This is a genomic window from Vibrio sp. (genome assembly GCF_984391705.1).
This window is the reverse complement of record NZ_CFHWOM010000001.1, coordinates 48,640-63,672: the sequence shown is the minus strand read 5'-3', so window position 1 is coordinate 63,672 and position 15,033 is coordinate 48,640. Positions and strand designations below refer to the sequence as shown.

At 44.5% G+C, this 15,033-nt stretch carries 18 protein-coding genes; 9 read left to right on the top strand and 9 right to left on the bottom strand.

What is annotated here, in order from left to right; translation table 11 throughout:
* Positions 1 to 577: 577 nt before the first annotated feature.
* Positions 578 to 2,548, top strand: coding sequence for a replication initiator protein RctB domain-containing protein (locus AC4MRV_RS00330; RefSeq protein WP_491185428.1), 1,971 nt, complete (start codon positions 578 to 580; stop codon positions 2,546 to 2,548).
* A 391-nt stretch (positions 2,549 to 2,939) separates the two neighbouring features.
* On the opposite strand, the gene AC4MRV_RS00325 is transcribed toward AC4MRV_RS00330, so the two are convergent.
* Genes AC4MRV_RS00325 through AC4MRV_RS00315 form a run of 3 tightly spaced genes read right to left on the bottom strand, consistent with a single transcriptional unit; the run spans position 2,940 to position 5,187 of the window.
* Positions 2,940 to 3,413, bottom strand: coding sequence for a transcriptional regulator (locus tag AC4MRV_RS00325; protein ID WP_491185427.1), 474 nt, complete (start codon positions 3,411 to 3,413; stop codon positions 2,940 to 2,942).
* Entirely contained in the window at positions 3,410 to 4,342 is a 933-nt protein-coding gene (locus AC4MRV_RS00320) for an ATP-binding cassette domain-containing protein (protein WP_491185426.1), read from the bottom strand. Before AC4MRV_RS00320 ends, AC4MRV_RS00325 begins: the two co-directional genes overlap by 4 nt.
* A complete protein-coding gene (locus AC4MRV_RS00315; protein ID WP_491185425.1) occupies positions 4,339 to 5,187 on the bottom strand; it encodes an ABC transporter ATP-binding protein in 849 nt (282 codons plus the stop codon). The genes AC4MRV_RS00320 and AC4MRV_RS00315 overlap by 4 nt, the downstream gene beginning before the upstream one ends.
* 375 nt (positions 5,188 to 5,562) lie before the next feature.
* Between AC4MRV_RS00315 and AC4MRV_RS00310 the strand changes: the two genes are divergently transcribed.
* From AC4MRV_RS00310 to AC4MRV_RS00300, 3 genes are all read left to right on the top strand, one after another.
* Positions 5,563 to 5,760, top strand: a complete 198-nt coding sequence (locus AC4MRV_RS00310) for a PA3496 family putative envelope integrity protein (RefSeq protein WP_038187912.1) — start codon at positions 5,563 to 5,565, stop codon at positions 5,758 to 5,760.
* A 165-nt stretch (positions 5,761 to 5,925) separates the two neighbouring features.
* On the top strand, positions 5,926 to 6,135 hold the full coding sequence (locus tag AC4MRV_RS00305; RefSeq protein WP_491185424.1) for a DUF3283 family protein: 210 nt from the start codon (positions 5,926 to 5,928) through the stop codon (positions 6,133 to 6,135).
* A gap of 94 nt (positions 6,136 to 6,229) precedes the next feature.
* Positions 6,230 to 6,946, top strand: a complete 717-nt coding sequence (locus AC4MRV_RS00300; protein WP_491185423.1) for a YebC/PmpR family DNA-binding transcriptional regulator — start codon at positions 6,230 to 6,232, stop codon at positions 6,944 to 6,946.
* Between the two features lie 41 nt (positions 6,947 to 6,987).
* Here AC4MRV_RS00300 and AC4MRV_RS00295 read toward each other — a convergent pair whose 3' ends face one another.
* Positions 6,988 to 7,224, bottom strand: a complete 237-nt coding sequence (locus tag AC4MRV_RS00295; RefSeq protein ID WP_491185422.1) for a DUF2798 domain-containing protein — start codon at positions 7,222 to 7,224, stop codon at positions 6,988 to 6,990.
* An 84-nt stretch (positions 7,225 to 7,308) separates the two neighbouring features.
* On the opposite strand from AC4MRV_RS00295, the gene AC4MRV_RS00290 reads away from it, so the two are divergent.
* From AC4MRV_RS00290 to AC4MRV_RS00280, 3 genes are all read left to right on the top strand, one after another.
* The gene (locus AC4MRV_RS00290) at positions 7,309 to 8,205 is read left to right on the top strand and encodes a LysR family transcriptional regulator (RefSeq protein WP_491185421.1); all 897 of its coding nucleotides are present in this window, start codon (positions 7,309 to 7,311) and stop codon (positions 8,203 to 8,205) included.
* A 41-nt stretch (positions 8,206 to 8,246) separates the two neighbouring features.
* Positions 8,247 to 8,987 (top strand): SDR family oxidoreductase, encoded by a 741-nt coding sequence (locus AC4MRV_RS00285; protein ID WP_491185420.1) that lies wholly within the window; start codon positions 8,247 to 8,249, stop codon positions 8,985 to 8,987.
* Between the two features lie 251 nt (positions 8,988 to 9,238).
* Positions 9,239 to 9,832 (top strand): Fic/DOC family protein, encoded by a 594-nt coding sequence (locus AC4MRV_RS00280; RefSeq protein ID WP_491185419.1) that lies wholly within the window; start codon positions 9,239 to 9,241, stop codon positions 9,830 to 9,832.
* A gap of 6 nt (positions 9,833 to 9,838) precedes the next feature.
* Here the strand turns inward: AC4MRV_RS00280 and AC4MRV_RS00275 are convergent, their stop codons facing one another.
* On the bottom strand, positions 9,839 to 10,492 hold the full coding sequence (locus AC4MRV_RS00275) for a cupin domain-containing protein (protein WP_491185418.1): 654 nt from the start codon (positions 10,490 to 10,492) through the stop codon (positions 9,839 to 9,841).
* Positions 10,493 to 10,552: 60 nt separating this feature from the next.
* Positions 10,553 to 11,320 (bottom strand): SDR family NAD(P)-dependent oxidoreductase, encoded by a 768-nt coding sequence (locus AC4MRV_RS00270; RefSeq protein WP_491185417.1) that lies wholly within the window; start codon positions 11,318 to 11,320, stop codon positions 10,553 to 10,555.
* A 103-nt stretch (positions 11,321 to 11,423) separates the two neighbouring features.
* Here AC4MRV_RS00270 and AC4MRV_RS00265 point away from each other — a divergent pair, with 103 nt between their 5' ends.
* A complete protein-coding gene (locus AC4MRV_RS00265; RefSeq protein WP_491185416.1) occupies positions 11,424 to 11,768 on the top strand; it encodes a winged helix-turn-helix transcriptional regulator in 345 nt (114 codons plus the stop codon).
* A gap of 44 nt (positions 11,769 to 11,812) precedes the next feature.
* On the opposite strand, the gene AC4MRV_RS00260 is transcribed toward AC4MRV_RS00265, so the two are convergent.
* The 3 genes from AC4MRV_RS00260 to AC4MRV_RS00250 form a co-directional block, all read right to left on the bottom strand.
* Complete coding sequence (locus AC4MRV_RS00260) at positions 11,813 to 13,060, bottom strand: leucine-rich repeat-containing protein kinase family protein (RefSeq protein WP_491185415.1); 1,248 nt, start codon at positions 13,058 to 13,060, stop codon at positions 11,813 to 11,815.
* Between the two features lie 111 nt (positions 13,061 to 13,171).
* Positions 13,172 to 13,543: a hypothetical protein gene (locus AC4MRV_RS00255; RefSeq protein WP_491185414.1), complete on the bottom strand. Its 372-nt coding sequence runs from the start codon at positions 13,541 to 13,543 to the stop codon at positions 13,172 to 13,174.
* Between the two features lie 11 nt (positions 13,544 to 13,554).
* Positions 13,555 to 13,860, bottom strand: coding sequence for a monooxygenase (locus tag AC4MRV_RS00250; RefSeq protein WP_491185413.1), 306 nt, complete (start codon positions 13,858 to 13,860; stop codon positions 13,555 to 13,557).
* A 132-nt stretch (positions 13,861 to 13,992) separates the two neighbouring features.
* Between AC4MRV_RS00250 and AC4MRV_RS00245 the strand changes: the two genes are divergently transcribed.
* Positions 13,993 to 14,871, top strand: a complete 879-nt coding sequence (locus AC4MRV_RS00245) for a LysR family transcriptional regulator (RefSeq protein WP_491185412.1) — start codon at positions 13,993 to 13,995, stop codon at positions 14,869 to 14,871.
* The last annotated feature ends 162 nt before the right edge of the window (positions 14,872 to 15,033 follow it).

Below are 15,033 nucleotides of genomic sequence, written 5' to 3'. Positions count from 1 at the left end.
CAAAGACTTACTGGACGATAACTTGATCATGCTTTCGCTATTTCAATCCATCGCCCCCCATTGTGGATAAAATAACTGCAGTGTCATTTCAACTTGCTCTAAGTTTGATATATGCCCGAAAAATGACTTACAATTCCTTCACCTTGATCATCGTTTCGCATTTTTGGCCACTAAAATCAAGATACGACTTCCATCAGATCAATAAGTTATCCTCGTGCTTGTGGATAATGTGTGTAATCTTGATGATCATGCTTCTAGTTATGCATTGATCATGTTTTCACTACGTTGATGATCATCGTTCTTAGTAATTTTGATCATGCTTTCAAGGTTTTATTGATCATGCTTTCTGTTTTTACATGATCATGCTTTCAGAGCATAAAAAAAATTAACCTTAAAAAACAAACCATTACGAGCCTATCAATGGCCAGATCAATAGATCATATTACCAATTAAGATCATAATAATCAGAAAGATCAGTTATTTAAAAACAACAAGTTTTTTCTTTATTTATGATCTTTTTTTCTTTATTCTTCTGGAACTATAGCGATATTACGGCTAGTGTGACACGGATCTAATAATGAGTTCAGAAGAAAAAATACTGATCAAACTCCCTAGAAGCCATAAAGATGGACATCTATTCGAGGTTTCAGAAACAGCAGTTAACTGGATAGAGCAATACCAACATTTCAAAGGGGTGACGAAAAGTATCGTAGAACTTCTGAATTTGATTTCTCTACGTGGTTTTAGCAGCAAAGACGGTTTGGTCTCAACGACGGAGTTGATTGAAGCAACAGATGGTCAAGTAACTCGAGCAGCCATCCAGCAGCGTCTTCGTGCTGCAGTGAATATTGGATTATTCCAACAAGTGCCTGTTCGTTTCGAAGAAGGCTTAGCAGGCAAAACCATGCTGCATCGGTTTGTTAATCCCAATCAGCTGATTTCCGTGCTTGGTGCGACAAGTTTGGTTACTGAATCAGTAAAACAAAACGAAAAACAAAAACGTTCCAAGGCGCTTGCACAAACTCAAGTCAACAAGCGTTTGCTCAACGAGCATGGATTGAACGTTCCACCAGCGATGAAAGACGAAGCGGATCAGTTTGTTGTGTCACCGACTAACTGGGCTGGCATCATTGATCAAGCGTTAGCACCACCTCGAACTCGTAAACAATACCAGAAAAGCATGGTTTCGATCTCTGGTACTCGCGCAGTGATCGAAACTCGATCATCCAAAAATATCATGACGGTTGATGATCTCATGACCTTGTTTGCGTTGTTCACCCTAACAGTGCAGTATCACGAGCATCATCAACACCAGTATCAACTTGACGGAACTCAGGTTCCGAATAAAACGCCGCTCTACATTACGGATATCTTGTCATTGCGAGGCAAGAAAGATAGTGGACCAGCGCGCGATTCTATTCGTGATAGTATTGATCGTATTGAATTTACAGACTTTCAACTCCATGAACTCACCGGTCGCTGGTTGAGCGAGAACATGCCAGAAGGCTTTAAGAGCGATCGTTTCCGATTCTTAGCCCGTACCATTACTGCATCGGAAGAGGCCCCTACAGAGAACGCTGACGGCGAAATTCGCATTAAACCGAACCTGTATATCCTAGTGTGGGAGCCATCGTTCTACGAAGAGCTATTAACTCGAGATTATTTCTTCCTGTTTCCACCTGAGATCTTGAAGCAGCACACATTGGTTTTCCAGCTTTACAGTTACTTCCGTAGCCGCATGGTTCGTCGTCACAGCGATGAAATGCTACTCAGTGAGCTCAACCAAAAGCTGGCAAGAAACATCGAATGGCGTCGATTCTCGATGGATCTGATCCGTGAATTAAAACGCTTGTCTGATGGTAAGGGGAGTGAGGATCTTTTTGTCGTCAACTTATGGGGCTACCACCTGACGATCTCTACAGTGCTGGATAAAGGCAAGATCAAAGATTATCAGTTTGACATCAAATGTGATGCTGAAGAGGTATTGCGATACTCTCGTGCTCGCACGACCAATGCAGGTAAGCGCAATATGGCGCCAACATTGCCAAACCCACTGCGCAATGAAATGGTGACTAAGAAACAACTCGAAGAAATGTCGCAAATCATTGATGGCGAGTTTGAACCGATTCAACGCAAAGAGCGCTCCCCGAAAGGCAAATTGGGGCGTCGAGTTAAGCAGCGTAAACACCTGGTGGAGATCAATGCAGACGAAATTACCATTACTCTATCCAAATATACCTCTCCAGAGGCTCTAGAACGCTCTATAACAGCTTTAGCTGCAATGACCGGGCATTCCCATAACTCTATCCAAGAAGAGTGTCTGGAGCTCATAGACAAGCTTGATTACCTACGAGTAGGTGAAAATGCGATTCCTTATGAAACGCTGAGTAAAATGGTTGAGTTGTACAATGGTCAAAGTGAAAACAAGCACTTGTCTATTGAACGGCTGATCGCCGGCCTCGCTGTGCGACGCAAAGTATGTAAACAGGTCTTTGAAGGCCACCTTGATGAGACCGTGTTCAGAGCACTCGATGAAGTTGCGGTATAACGCTTTGAAATAAGACAAAAGCCAGCGTCTCTGCGCTGGCTTTTTCGTTTCTATACATTCATTTATGCTTTGTTACATTCGATACTCAATTGAACAAACCTACTACATTCCCCTGACAATCAACTGACATTGGCGACCGGTGAGTTGGATAAGATTTATCCCGAATAGACAACCTTTTGTCCTTTCTGATGAATGAGGGATTGGATAATCCCTGATAGATTGGCTCATATTGTTACATTCATTCTGAATATTTTTGCGAGTTCTCTGAACTCGCTTTTTTTTGTCTTAAATTCAGTAGATTACTTAATTTAGGTTGAGTCTATAGATAGATTTTACGGATCGATGATCAAGGTATTACCATGATCATCGATCCGTAAAGAGTAGGGAATCGTTAGTGCAAAGCGTTTCTGCCTTGATCATTGATCCGAGGTTCGTTCCAGGATTGTGCCGCCATGAAGTTGACATGGGATTCGATCAATTGGTCAGACTCTAACTGCCATGAGGTATGCTCTTGCTGATTACAAAACTCAAGAGTGAGCACTGCTAAGTGCTGGAGCCGCTTCATACACCAGTCTTTGAGTTCCAATTCACTCGCTGGGTTAGATACGACTTGCTGAAGCTTACTATAAGCCAGTTGAAGGTACTGATAGGCTTTGTCTGGCTTTTCATAGTGGTTATGTTGATAGATACGCAGGCAACCGTCCAACCAGCAAGCGATGGCTTTACTTTGTTGCTCGGTGATCATTGGTCCCCAAACGGCTTGCGGTACACATAAGATCAAAGATTCCAATGTTTCCTCTTGATCATGCTTTCGCGTTTTATACCACTCACCCATTTGATCTACCCACGTATCTAGTTTCATCATGCTGCTTCAACCCATTGCTTTACAAAGTGATTTGGCCCAACTTGTTTGTATCCTTCCTGAACAATCGCGCTGTTGGCGCGAATTAGATCGGCATCTACAGAATAGTTTGGTTCACTCTCAACCAGTTTGCCAAACGGCAGATCTGGATCTGGGACTGCTGAGATCAGCAATTGAGTATAAGGATGTTGCGGATCGGTTAAGATCGCCTGAGTATCTCCCCATTCGACGATCTGCCCCTTGTACATCACGGCAGTTTCTTCGGCGATGTAGTGTGCTGTGGCCAAATCATGGGTGATGTAAAGAAAACCGATACCAAACTCTTTTTTCATTCTCTGCATCAGGTTAAGAACTCCGAGACGAATAGAGACATCGAGCATTGAGGTTGGCTCATCGGCGAGTATAACTTCCGCACCGACTGCTAGCGCCCTTGCTAGGTTTACTCTTTGTCTTTGGCCGCCACTTAACTCATGAGGAAATTTCTTCAACGTATCTGGGGCTAGTTCCACCAGCTTGATTAACTCCTGGAGCTTCGCCGGTATGTCTTTTTTGTCTGCGACTTGGTTGTGAATTTTTAAAGGACGCGTTAAGTGGTGCTCAATGGTATGCGTTGGGTTGAGTGAGCCAAATGGGTCCTGGAACACCATTTGTACTTTGCTTCGGTAATCGAGCAACTCCTTGCGGCTTTCTATCTCATCGATGTTTTTCCCATTAAATAAGATTTCACCAGAAGTCGCGGGGTAAACTTTTGTCATGAGTCGAGCGCAGGTGCTTTTACCGCAACCAGATTCCCCTACAAGGGCGAGAGTGCGTCCTTTGTAGATATCGAAGCTTACCCCTTGAAGTGCTTTAAAGCGCTCTTCAGAAGCGAAACCGCCACCAATGGTGAACTCTTTGACTACATTGTTGAGGCTTAGGATCGGTTCACTCATGCCGAAGCTCCTTCTAGATTATGTTTGCCTTCATGGATATTTGGGAATGAAGCCCAAAGCTTTTGCGTGTATGGATGCTGCGGGGCATTTCGGATCTGCTTTGATGCGGCGACTTCGACGATTTCGCCATGGCGCATGATAGCGATTCGATCACAGAGCTGGCTCATCAGCGCGAGGTCGTGGGTGATGAATAAGACAGAAAAACCAAACTCTTCACGAAGTTGATAGATTTGTTGCAAGATTTCTCGTTGGACAACGACATCCAATGCAGTGGTTGGCTCATCCATGATAATGAGTTTCGGGTTGAGAGATAGCGCAATCGCAATCACTAAGCGTTGACGCATGCCGCCGCTAAACTGGTGAGGATACTCAGTAAGTCGATCGCGTGGAATGTTGACGAGATCGAGTAATTTTTCAGCACGATCTTTCGCTTGCTCATTGCTTACTCCTTGATGATGGCGCAGCACATCGGCGAATTGCTCGAGAATAGGCAGTACCGGATTGAGCGAGTTCATCGCACTCTGGAAAACCATGGCTATCTCACTCCAGCGAATAGCGTTGATTTGCTCATCAGGCAGCCGAAGTAAGTTTTGTCCCTGAAAGTGGATTTCTCCGCCAGAGATAAATGCAGGCGGCTTATGTAGACGGTTGATAGCAAACGCGATGGTGCTTTTACCGCAGCCAGATTCGCCAGCTAGGCCAAATATTTCGCCTTTACCAATGTCAAAACTGACCGATTTAACCGCTTGGAAATCGCCGTGGTCAGTAATGTAGTCAACGCAAAGATCGCGAATTTGAATGATCGGGTCAGCATGAAACGCATGCTGGAGAAAAGATTGACTCATATTCTTACCTACCAAAAAAGTAAAAGATAATGATTATCATTAACTCTTAATTCGTGAGTGAAAAGAACTCGAGATAAAAAGGGTGAAGTGAGTCGAAAAAGTGCAGATTAAAAATTATTCAAGCTCGTCAATCTTGTGGCAAAAAGTTCGAGAGAAGGGAAGAAAAAATGAGAGCCAGATCAGCTCATTTTCTTTGGGGGTAATTCTTTAAATGTACTGCTAGAAAAACGGGCATGCAAAGCCTATTTATAGAAAAATCGATAAGACTTTTCGAACTATTAGCAGAATCACATTCTGGAGCTAAAATTCTTAACAAGGGGCTGTCTGTTTTGCTACAGATTAGCTGTCCCTAGCATGGTTTGTTCGGAGGTTTTTATGTCCATTAATTCTATTGACCATGATGAAATGACTAAGATTGCAGATAAGTGGGACTTCACGGAAGAAGTCGAGTCACAGAAGCCGGTAAAATCGGTCAAATGTGCGGAAGCACGTCGTCGTATTGAAGCTCTTAGAGAGATTCGTGAAAGTGGCTTATCAATTGATGAAGCAAAGGAACTGGGCTTATTGCACTAGTTGTCTTATCCAATCACAAATGCATTAAGGGTGGCAGATTATGCCGCCCTTTATTTTTGCCGCTTTTTTTGATCTGATCCGCCCCCTTCCAACGATTGTTGCTCTACATTGTGCTGTGGTGTGGTATATTCCCACTCCATATTTTTACGGATACAGAGCGTTTTTATGTCGATTAACCTTTCTAACCTTCCTGCTGAAGAGAAAAATAAGGTTGAGCTTGATAAGCAAGCGTCGTTTTTAGTTTGGAAGCTTCGTGAAGCGAAAGCTGTACCTGATGAAATCGATCAGGAAGCCGGCAAAATTCGAGATGACAACGAACGTGCGTTCTTTTTAGAATCCGTAACCAAATATAAGCGAGTAATGGGCGTCGCCTAATGTGACCCATTTCCTCTGCAAAGTGAGAAAATTGAAAAGCTCTCGCTTTTTGCTAAAATCCTTCGCGTTAAATTGAATTAGAGAGAACATCCCGATGGGAAGAAGTTTTGAAGTGCGCAAAGCCTCAATGGCTAAAACTGCTGGCGCAAAAATTAAAGTTTATTCCAAATACGGTAAAGAAATTTACATGTGCGCGAAAAACGGTGGCGGTGATCCAGACATGAACTTGTCGCTTAAACACCTGATCGCAAAAGCTAAAAAGGACCAAGTTCCTGCGCACGTTATCGACAAAGCTATCGATAAAGCTAACGGTGGTGGTGGTGAAGACTACGCTCCAGCACGTTACGAAGGTTTCGGCCCTGGTGGCACAAGTGTGATCGTTGACTGTCTAACAGACAACGGCAACCGTACTTTCCAAGATGTTCGCCAATGTTTTGTTAAATGTGGTGCGAAGATTGGTGTTGAAGGTGCAGTTTCTCACATGTTCGATCACCAAGCGGTATTCCAATTCAAAGGCGAAGACGACGAAGTCATTCTAGAAACGCTAATGATGGAAGACGTTGATGTGACTGACGTTGAACTAGAAGATGGTGTGATCACTGTATTTGCACCTCACACTGAGTTCTTTAAAACGAAGACAGCACTAAACACGGCATACCCTGATCTAACAATGGATGTGGAAGAGATTACGTTCGTACCTCAAACACACACTCCGGTATCAGGTGAAGACGCTGAGAAGTTCCAGAAGTTCTTAGATATGCTTGATGATTGTGATGATGTTCAGCAGGTTTACCACAACGCTGAGATGTAATCGCAAAGAGTCGAAAAACCGAGCCATTGAGCTCGGTTTTTTTATGCCTGTGAAATAGCGCTTGGTTTAGCAAGCCATGCTGCTAATCGACGTATCTGCGGTAACACCGTCAGGTTGAGTAGTAGCGCGCAAGGCCATGCAAGCGAAAAGCTTTGCAACCACACTGAGGGCCACTCAGAACCAAATCCAAGTTTATAGCCTGATAGCAGGCCAGACATGATCACAGCCATAGTGAATGAAGAAAGTAGGGCAGAGATCCAAAAATGTTTACGAGTCATAGTTTGTCCTTGTTTCACTTGTTATCGGGATAGAAATAAGGATATAACCAAGCATTATTGAGAAAAATATGCAGATACAGAACTATGAATTCCATATTTGGAAATATCGATGATTTCTACCTATTTTGTTGTGTCGTGGAAGAGGGCTCACTGTTAGCGGCAGCGAAGAAGCTTCAGCTACCCGTTTCTACCATGTCACGTCGCTTATCTGCGTTAGAGTCGCGTTTAAATACCCGATTGCTTGAGAAGCAGGGAAGGGAGCTGGTCGCAACACAAAGTGGCATGCAGGCATTTGAGTTGCTTCGAAGCGGCATCGAGTCGATTGAATCAGGCTTTGGGCAGTTCATCTCAGACAGCGGAGAGGTCTCTGGCTCAATAAAGTTAGCTCTACCCCACAACTTTTATCGCGGATTTGTCGGCGAGGTCATAGAACAGTTTCTGTCCGATTATCCTAAGGTGAGCATTGATTTGGTGTTGAGCCAAGAGCAAGTTGTTCCCCAGTCCGATCGAGATTTATTAATGACGTTCGATACAACAGGATTGGACGATATGATTGCTCGGCCCCTTTTTAAGGCTCAGCATGCGTTTTTTGCCAGTCCTGAGTACCTCCTTACCCTTGATGATACTGTTACTGATCTCAAGCAACTGGCGAAACTTGACTGGATCAGTGTCGATCACGTGGTTGATATTCCAGTCTATCACGGTGATGCACTGGTTGAACTTATGACGATCAAACCTAGGTTAGTGGTAAACGACATTGTGTCAGTTTGTGCGGCAGTGGAGAAAGGGTTAGGTGTTGCATCACTGCCTTTTCGTCATATCAATGATGAGATGAATGTAACGCGCATTTTGCCTCAGTTTCACCGCAATGACCGACAAGCATATTTAGTGTACAAACAGCGGAAATATCAACCTAAGGCATTGACTTTACTAGTTGATGTACTGCTCGAAGGGGTTAAAAAGATGGCTCAAATCGGTTAGGTTTACAGTGTAAAGTCAGTCGAAATGGTCAAGGAACGAAGATGAGAAAAGTTGTAATTGTGACGGGTGGTAGTCGGGGGATTGGTGCGGCGACATGTTTGCTATTGGCGAAGCAGAGGTATTCGGTCTGCGTCAATTATCATCGCAACCAAGAGCAAGCGCAGCAAGTAGTCGATGAGATCATCGCACAGGGAGGTGATGCTTTTTCTTATCAGGCTGACGTCAGTAACGAAACCCAAGTGGAGGCAATGTTTGCTGCGACTCGTCAGCGCTATGGCTGCGTGACTCACTTAGTCAACAACGCAGGCATCCTGTTTACTCAATCTGAGCTGCGTGATATCGATGTGGCTCGATTTAAGCAGGTACTTGATACTAACGTGATCGGCTGCTTTGTTTGCTGTAAAACCTTTATTAATCAATTCGATCAGGCCAATGGGCATGGGGCAATTGTGAACGTGTCTTCAGCGGCGTCTCGATTAGGTGCTCCTTTCGAGTACGTGGATTACGCCGCCTCAAAAGGGGCGATGGACTCAATAACCATAGGGCTCTCTTTAGAGTTAGCTGGAGAGGACATTCGTGTGAACGGTGTACGACCAGGTTGTATCCATACAGAAATGCACGCTGATGGCGGTGAGCCAGGACGAGTTGATCGCTTGGGTCCCAATCTTCCACTTAAGCGTGGTGGTACACCAGAAGAAGTCGCAAATGCTATTGTTTGGTTGCTGTCTGATGAAGCATCGTTTGTCACCGGCACGTTTCTTGAGCTTGCTGGCGGTCGATAATCTTCACACAATCGCCATAGATCGCAACACAATATGGGCTGGGTAGAAGCGGTTCATATTGTGGGTTACACTTGAATCAGATCTATAAGCAGAGGTAACTATGTCCAATCCATCTTCTGATGCTGCGCCAACACGAACGAAAAAATCGTTTACACCGAAACCTGAGAATTTCAAAGTTAGCCTAAAATATGAAGGTATGACGCTAAAGGAAGAGAGTGAAAACCGCACAATTGCAGAACTAAAAAGGAAATATGCGCGATAAGTATGGTGTTTATCATGATAAGTACTGCTACGCAGGAAGCGATGTATTAATCAATCTGCTTAACCTACGTGATGCAGACCAACTGGCTGAAGCGGAAGTTGCGTTTACGGCAGAGCGTTATCGGACTTATCAAAGTGATCTAACCTCGATAGATGAGTTTACTTTTTCCCACCTAAAACACTTACACTTCTACTTATTCCAAGACCTGTTTTCTTGGGCCGGCGACATACGAGAGGTTGATATCTCAAAAGGAGATACCCGGTTTTGCACTGTTCCACGGATCGAAGTTGAAGGTGAAAAGCTGTTTCAGCTAATTCCGTCACTTGCCAATATTGACGATAACGAGACTTTCATCAACGAAGTCGCCTCGCTATTTTGTGAGATGAACTTACTTCATCCATTTCGAGAAGGCAATGGACGTGTGCAGCGCTTCTTCTTCGAAGAGATGTTATTTGTTCTTGGTTATGACCTCAATTGGCCTACGATCTCCCAGCAACAGTGGGTTGAAGCCAATATTGCTGGGGTTTATCTTGATCTCGAGCCGCTTAAGGCGATCTTTCGACTTGCTATTTCTAAGTTGTAACCACATCTACGCTAACGGTAAATGCCCCGTTTTGACCAAGATAATGGTTTCCTGCTCAACGTATGGAAAATGCTCACTCATATGAGGACTACGAATCCACGTCCCTTTTGGGTAATGTCCGTGCTCGTCGATGAATTCACCTGACAAAACAAAGATCTCTTCTCCACCAAAATGACGGTGGGGCTGGAATCGCTCTCCTTTAGGCCATTTTACGAGTGCAACATGTTCGTGCTCAAACTCATGTAATGGCATCACCTCAAGACCGCCAATGCCAGCTAGCCACGCCTGCTGATTCGTATCAATACGTACACTTTGTTTGTCTTTGGTATCAAACTGATTGAGCTTGACCAAAATATCACACCCCGATTCGCTGAAAGGGGCGTGCTGGCTTCCCGGAGGGTTCCGTAAATACGTACCCGCTCCATAGTCTCCAGTTTCGTCTGAAAACACGCCTTGTAGAACAAATATTTCTTCACCTGCAGGGTGAGGGTGTGTGTTGAAACGAGAGCCTGCTTCATAGCGAACTAGGCTGGTTGTATGACCAGATTCTGCGCTCTCCCTTTCTAGCGGTTTGCGCCAAACCCCTTTGGCAGGGCTTGCCACCCATGGTTGTGTTTCTGTGTTGATTACGACACGCTCGGAAAAGTTCATATTAAGCATCTATATCTCCTTGGTATCCAATTGGTGGCAAGTAAGAGGCGTATCCGCCTCTCACTAAGTTTAGTTTCGACCGGCCATTACGCCGCCGTCAACATCCCAAATTGCGCCAGTGACCCAATCTGCATTATCAGAGAGTAAGAAGCCAATGCTATTGGCGACGTCACGCGCTGAACCTACACGGCCAATCGGGTGGAAATCGTTAAAGCCTTCCAGTGCTTGATCAACCTCTTTAGGCTCAATGAAGGTCTCATAAATTGGTGTTTTTACGACTGCTGGAGAAACGGCATTCACACGTATGTTGTGCTCAGCAAGCTCCATGGCTAAATGTTGGGTCATGGCATGCAAGCCAGCTTTAGCCATCGAATAGGCAGAAGACGGCGTTGCTTTAATGGCTTGTTTAGCCCACATCGAACCAATGTTGACGATGCGACCAAAGTGGTTTGCCACCATGTTTTTCACTACTGCTTGTGTAATAGTGAACATGGCTTTGTTGAGCTGATGATAACGGTCGTAGTCTTGCTCGCTATGCTCAATAAATGGTTTTGGATTGAAGTAACCTGCTGCATTTACTAAGTAGCTAATTGGTTTGTTGAATGACGTAATGTGGTCAATCAAATCGGCAACCGAACCATTGTCATACAAGTCGGCTTGCAATGCTTCTGCGTGTCCATATGCTGCTAGTTGAACTCGAGCTTGTTCCAGTTTCGTGGCATTGTTACCAACGATGATGACAGGGATATTGTGTTCAAGCAGTTGCTTTGCTGTTTCAAAGCCCATGCCACTAGAGCCACCAATGATTAGCGCCGTTCCTTGATTATTGAAGGTCATTTTCTTTCTCCTGATTGATTGGGACGTGCTAATATTAAGAACAATCTAACTAACTGAATAGTAAGTACAAATCGGTAGGGTAGGTACTTTTTGGTACATCTTTATGAATAACAAGGAAAAACTTTTTCCAAGAAAAACAGCACCTCACAACAGCGCTCGTATGGTTGAAGCGATATACGGTTGCAAGTGGTCGCTCACTGTCTATCAGCTATTGGCTGCGGGCATTAATCGTCCGGGGGAGATGGTAAGAAATGTGGAAGGTTTATCGACCAAAGTGCTCAATCAGTGTTTAAAGCGTAATGTTGAGTTTGGTATTTTGGATAAGGTTGTCTTCAACGAGTTGCCACCGCGAGTTGAATATCAAGTGACTCCATTCGGTGAGAAGTTTCTTGTAATATTGCAGCAGTTAGAAGCTTTGCAAGATGAACTCGATCAAAAAGAGCGCTAACGGTAAGCGCTCTGACTGATAGGATTTTACTTCTCAGTTTATCTCTAACTCGCTAGACGAGCTAAATTGCGTAATGAAGAATACGCGGCGGTTTGCTGCTCGCGGGGATGACAAATAGACAGTAAATCATCGATAAAGTGGGCTAGGGCACGAGCTTCGACTTTACGCACTCCGCGTTGTTGTGATTCGTTCAAATAATCATAAATAGAAGCCGCACCAAAATCGCCAAAGATCATTTTACTCTCTTTATTAACCAGTACGTTATGAGCGTACAGATCTCCGTGACAAACCTTGTTGTCATGCATGTGATTAAATACGTCGATCATCTGATCAACGATTTTTTCAATCTGTTTAATTGAGAGGCTGAAATCTGGCTTGAATACATCGCGCGTGCAAGTCTTGAGTGTTGGAGGCAAACCAAGGTTGAAGTAGTCTTCGGGAATCAAGGCCATTACCAAGGCAAGACACTCTTTCTCGTTCACTTGACCAATCGATTCCACCAAATTGGAGTGTAAACCTGTTTGTAAGCAGGCTTGCAGCTCATCTTGAGGATAGCCGTCGCTGGTGACTTCACCCTTAAAGACTTTGACTGCGACTTGGTCAGGAAAATCAAAGTTACGATCAAGCCAGTTTGCATGCGAGATCACCCCAGAAGCCCCTTGACCCAATACATGATTTAGCTGATAAGAATCAGAAGAGACATCCGGTACACTAGTGATATGAGTCGTACGCTCGCAGAATGGGTTACCAGAAAATGCCATCCAAGCTAGCTTAGGTAGTTCGAGCAGTACATCTGGGAAATGCAGTAATTGATTGGCTGAAAGTCTAACTAACTCTAAGTTTTCGAGTAGGACAAAGCTGCCTGGAAGTTCCTTGATCATGTTTCCAGCAAGTGCCAATTTTTGTAGGCGAGGTCGATGGCCTAGTGCTTGCGGAAGCTGCTCAATCCGGTTATCTGTTAAAATCAACCAACGCAGTTGCTCAGGCAGAGCATCGCCTGATACTCGGGAAATTTTGTTACTTTTAAAGCCGATCATTTCAAGCTGTTCACAGCGTCCCAGCACTAAAGGTAAATGGGTAAATTGGTTGTTAGAGGCGAAAACAATCTTAAGCTTTGGGAGGTCTGCGAGCCACGAAGGGAGATCGGTCAGCTGGTTATCGGATAAGTCTAAGATCTCAAGAGAATCCGCCAGTGATAAGATCTCTTCGGGTAACTCTGTTAACTGCTCTGAGAGTTTGAGTCGAACGATACCATGTAACTCGCCGCGTTTAAGTTGTTCTACTGTGTGCAAACCGTCTGCCTTTGTATGCTCTGTAAATGGGTAAAGAGCGCGTATTCTACGCACAATATGAGTTAAAGGCGAGAGAGAAGCCGCGCCCCGAAAGTGAGGCGCGATATAGGTTTATTGCTTGTTTAGCTGACGCACACTGAGCCAAGTGAGCAGTGCAAAGAACGCGGGATCGCTCCAACCTAAGCCAACAAAAATGCCAGTGACTCCAGCATAGCCGGTAATGATGACCCCAAGTCCGTTGGTGACAATGAAGGCCTTGAGCAATTGCTGTTGCGTTTCTACATGTTCAATTTGTCGTAGAAGTAAACTTACTGCCGCTATACCACCTAAGAAAATGGAGGTATGTTGGGAGAGGAACAAAGCATATTGATCGTTTATCTCCACGCCATACACTGGCCACATCACTTTAGGTACAAAGAACAGGGCAAAGGCAAAAAGAGAGTAGATAACACCATGAATGGTAAGAAAGGTTTTGTTATTCATTCTATGCTCCATTAACGGCTTATTGGACCTGAGTTGATGGCGGTGAGTGGTGCGTTGACATCAAATATCACTCCTCTCACCTCTTGAACGCCCATTTGTTGTAGCCTTGCGCTATGCATCTCTAAGTAAGCACGAGCACTTATTTCATCTGTGAACAAATAGATACCGCCACCACGCTTTTGTTCCTCATTTTCAGTCCAGATTTTCCAAATCATCCCCGGTTCTTGATTGATAGAGTGGGCTAAATCGACCAAGGCATCAGACATTTCTGCGCCCAGAGGTCCGTGATAATCGAAATCGACTTGTAGTAGTTTCATCATTCTTTCCTGCCAAATAAGGGAGTGCGACCATCGCGACTCCTTGTTGATGGATCTAATCTTATCTATATAAATTGCACAGAAAAGTTCATAATATTGCGTATTAATGTCTAAAAAATTGACAGGTTAATCATGAGGCTTAAAAGTACCTTAGAGCAATGGAGCACTCTGCAAGAGATCGACCGGGCTGGTAGCATTCAAGCAGCAGCCTTAGCGTTAAACAAAAGCCATACAACACTGATCTATTCGATTAAAAAGCTCGAAGATCAACTGAGTGTTCAGCTGGTGGAAGTAAAAGGTCGAAGAGCTGCGTTAACGTCACAAGGTAAAGCCTTACTAAGGCGAGCCAGTGGAATGTTGGAGCAGGCTCGAGACCTTGAAGCGTTGAGTCAACAAATTGCGGCAGGGGTTGAATCTGAGATCCTAGTAGCGATGGACCACCTATGTGACCCATCGATGCTTTATAAGGCGATGGCCACGTATCTTCAAAGTAACAGTGCTACCTCTATTCGGGTGGTTGAAACCTCTCTGTCCAAAACGACCGAAATGGTGACAACAGAGCAGGCTGATGTTGCCATCATTACTTTGCCGGTCACTAACTACCCAGCACAAGCTTATGCGATGACAACTATGTTGCCTGTGGTAGCCAAACACCATTCATTGGCGAAAAAGCAGTCGCTCTGTGTGGCTGATTTTGCCACTCATTGCCAAATTGTCGTTCGTGATTTAGGCGCGAGTTCCGAAGGCCTGAGTGTTGGGTGGTTGAAAGCCAATCAGCGTATTACGGTAGATAATTTTGATCATGCTTTTCGCGCGGTAGAGCAAGGCGTCGGATTTTGCCGTTTGCCTGAGCATGTGATTAAGCAGCGCAATCAAGGCCAATTGGCGGTTCTGAGCGTTGAACAGAGCGACTGTTATCAAGTTCCGCTGCACCTTACTTTGCCAAAAGGGGTGAAAACGGGCCCTGCGGCGAAATGTTTCTATGAGCTATTACTTGCCATGGTGAATTAAATTCGTTTCTGGCATCGGTCAAAACGATGAATGATCACCGTTGAATAACGATTCGCTGACGCAAAAAGTGATGGGCTCCACGTCGTCATAATTTAGATTTAGGTAGGTGAAAAAACAGCTTAGGAGTATGCGATATTGCTGCCCTTAAAGAAGGTTTGTTGG